Below are 3490 nucleotides of genomic sequence, written 5' to 3'. Positions count from 1 at the left end.
CCGCCGCGGTGCCGCTGCGGACCGACCCGGTCGCGGCGCCCGCCGCCGCGGCGGCCCACGACGAGGCGGACAGCGGGCCGCCGTCGTCGGTGGAGGACGCGATCGAGGTGTACGCCCCGAGCGGCGCGCCGGCCGACCTGACCGGCGCGCTGTGCTGGCTGCTCGACGGGCTGGGCGAACGGGAACACCTCGCGGTCACCGCGTACCTCGACCCGCGGGCCGACGCGGCGCTGGCCGGGCTGCGCCCGCTGCTGGCACGGCACACCCGGCGGCCGGTCACCTTCACCTGGGGACCGCGCCGGCCGGAGCACACGGACACCGGCGGCCGGCACCTCCAGATCACCGGTGCGGTCACCGATGATCTGGAAGTGCCCGGTCGTCCGTACACCTTCGCGCAGCTCCAGGCGGCCCAGGCCGCCGGTGACCGGCGGGCCCTGGCCGGCCGGGAACGACCGGTGCTGCGACTGCACCTGACCAAGCGGGCGGCTGGCGTCGCCCAGCTGCTGGATACGGCCGGACGGACACGCACGTGACGATCAATGACCTGGAATCAGCGGACCGAGACGCAGGAGGAGGTGGCCCGGTGAACCCGCTGCGCGACGTCCAGGACCGGCGGTTGCCCCGGATCCCCGAGCCGTGTGCCCTGGTGATCTTCGGGGTGACCGGCGATCTGGCCCGCAAGAAACTACTGCCGGCGGTCTACGACCTGGCCAACCGGGGGCTCCTGCCGCCCGGTTTCGTGGTGCTGGGCTTCGCCCGCCGGGACTGGGGCGACGGCGACTTCGAGTCGGTGGCGCACGAGGCGGCCAAGAAGCACGCCCGCACCCCGTGGCGGGAGGAGGTGTGGGCCCGGCTGGCCGGCAACATCAAGTTCGTCGGCGGCTCGTTCGACGACGACGCCGCGTTCGACCAGCTCGCCGCCACGCTCGACGAGCTGCGCGACTCGCACGGCATCGCCGGCAACGCCGCCTTCTACTTCTCCATCCCCCCGGCGGCCTTCCCGGTGGTGCTCAAGCAGCTCGCCCGCACCGGCATGGCGGACAACGACAGGTCCGGCGGCTGGCGCCGCGTGGTGGTGGAGAAGCCGTTCGGCAACGACCTGCCCTCGGCCAAGGCGCTCAACGACCTGGTCGACGACGTCTTCACCCGCCAGGACGTGTTCCGGATCGACCACTACCTGGGCAAGGAGACGGTCCAGAACATCCTGGCGCTGCGGTTCGCGAACAACCTGTTCGAGCCGCTGTGGAACTCCAAGTACGTCGACTCGGTGCAGATCACCATGGCCGAGGACGTCGGCATCGGCACCCGGGCCGCCTTCTACGACTCCGTCGGCACCGCCCGTGACGTGCTCCAGAACCACCTGCTCCAACTGCTCGCGCTGGTCGCGATGGAGGAGCCGACGAGCTTCGACGCCGACGAGATCCGCGCCGAGAAGCTCAAGGTGCTCAAGGCGATCACCGTGCCGCACGACGTCTCCGAGGACACCGTGCGGGGCCAGTACCTGCCCGGCTGGGTGGGCGGCGAGCGCGCCAAGGGCTACCTGGAGGAGGAGGGCGTCCCGGCGGACTCCACCACCGAGACGTACGTGGCGGTGAAGCTGGGCATCCAGAACCGGCGCTGGGCCGGGGTGCCGTTCTACATCCGGGCCGGCAAGCGGCTGCCCCGGCGGGTCACCGAGGTGGCCATCATGTTCAAGAAGGCGCCGCACCTGCCGTTCAACGCCGCCGACATGGAGTCCCTCGGCCCCAACCAGCTCGTCATCCGCGTGCAGCCGGACGAGGGCGTGGTGCTGAAGTTCGGCTCCAAGGTGCCGGGCACCACGATGGAGGTCCGCGACATCGCGATGGACTTCCAGTACGGCGAGGCGTTCACCGAGTCCAGCCCCGAGGCGTACGAGCGGCTCGTGCTGGACGTGCTGATCGGCGACCGGACGCTGTTCCCGGACGCCGCCGAGGTCGAGCAGAGCTGGCAGGTCGTCGACCCGCTGGAACACGCCTGGGAGGGCACGACGCCGGAGCCGTACCGGGCCGGCGAGTGGGGACCCCGGGCCGCCGACGAGATGCTGGCCCGCGAGGGCCGGGCTTGGCGGAGAGCGTGAGCGAGCACTGCGAGCGAACCAGGAGGCTCCATTGATCGGGCTGTGGGACACCACCGGCAACGAGGTGGTCAAGGCGCTGGCCGCGGAACGGCGCAGCGCGGGCGGGGTGGCCAGCGGCATGGCGCTCACGCTGATCGTGGTGGTGGACGAGAAGCGGGTCCGGGAGGCCGAGGCGGCCGCCACCATCGCCGCGGCGGCGCACCCCTGCCGCCTGCTCGTGGTGGTCCGCTCCGACGTGGAGCGCGACCGCAACCGGCTGGACGCGGAGATCGTCGTGGGCGGCCGGCTCGGGCCGTGCGAGGCGGTGGTGACCCGGATGTACGGGCGGCTCGCGCTGCACGCCGAATCCGTGGTGATGCCGCTGCTGGTCCCGGACGTACCGGTGGTGACGTGGTGGCACGGCGAGCCGCCGGAGGAGATCGCAACCGACTTCCTCGGTGTGGTGGCCGACCGGCGGATCACCGACTCGGCGCAGGCGGCCGACCCGATCGCCGCGCTGCGGCAGCGGGCCCACGACTACGCCCCCGGCGACACCGACCTGGCGTGGACCCGGATCACCCCGTGGCGCACGCTGGTGGCGGGCGCGTTCGACACCACCCAGGCCCGGGTCACCGAGGCCAGCGTGGTGGCGCCCCCGTCGGATCCGACGGCCGCGCTGATGAGCGGGTGGCTCAAGGCCCGGCTCGGCATCGAACCGACCTGGGAGCGGACCGACGAGTTCCCGCGCATGCGTCAGGTGCAGCTGCGCTGCGCCAACGGCGACGAGCTGACGCTGACCCGCGACGACAGCATCGCGGTGTTCCGGCGTACCGGGCAGGAGGACCGCACGCTGCCGCTGGTGCGCCGGCCGCTCGGCGACGAGCTGGCCGAGGAGCTGCGCCGCCTCGACGCCGACCAGGTGTACGCGGAGGCGCTCGGCGCTGCGGCCGGGATCACCGGACTCGACCAGCGGCCCGCCCAGCGGGTGCACGTGTGGAAGGATCCGGCGACCGCCCAGCGGGCCGAGGCCGGCGTGACCGCGCACGCGGGCGCGACCGCGAACGAGTGACCGCCCGGACCGGGTGGTCGGAGGCACAGGTGACCGCCGGTGGGCGGTCGGAACACGAGGGCTCGACGGATGACTGAGGCGAGTGTCGCCGTACACGCCGACCCCGACCTGCTGGCGCAGGCGGTGGCGGCCCGGTTGGTGGTGAAGCTGCTCGACGCGCAGGCCGAGCGCGGCCAGGCGTCGGTGGTGCTGACCGGCGGGCGGATCGCCGCTGCGGTGTACCGGGCGGTCGGGCAGCTGCCCGCCCGGGACGCGGTCGACTGGTCCCGGGTCGACGTGTGGTGGGGCGACGAGCGGTTCCTGCCCGCCGGCGACCCGGAGCGCAACGAGACGCAGGCGCGGGC

General features: G+C 73.3%; 3 protein-coding genes and 1 pseudogene. All 4 read left to right on the top strand.

What is annotated here, in order from left to right; translation table 11 throughout:
- A pseudogene (locus KBX39_RS26610) lies at positions 1-533 on the top strand (glucose-6-phosphate isomerase); the annotation flags it as partial.
- Positions 534-583: 50 nt separating this feature from the next.
- The gene (gene zwf / locus KBX39_RS26605) at positions 584-2098 is read left to right on the top strand and encodes a glucose-6-phosphate dehydrogenase (RefSeq protein WP_210873083.1); all 1515 of its coding nucleotides are present in this window, start codon (positions 584-586) and stop codon (positions 2096-2098) included.
- 31 nt (positions 2099-2129) lie between these two features.
- A complete protein-coding gene (locus KBX39_RS26600) occupies positions 2130-3146 on the top strand; it encodes a glucose-6-phosphate dehydrogenase assembly protein OpcA (RefSeq protein WP_043329629.1) in 1017 nt (338 codons plus the stop codon).
- Between the two features lie 69 nt (positions 3147-3215).
- The coding region (locus KBX39_RS26595) for a 6-phosphogluconolactonase (protein ID WP_210873081.1) at positions 3216-3490 on the top strand (275 nt) is incomplete at its 3' end.

The organism is Micromonospora sp. D75, assembly GCF_018070405.1.
GTDB lineage: Bacteria > Actinomycetota > Actinomycetes > Mycobacteriales > Micromonosporaceae > Micromonospora > Micromonospora chalcea.
This window is presented reverse-complemented; position numbering and strand designations above follow the sequence as displayed.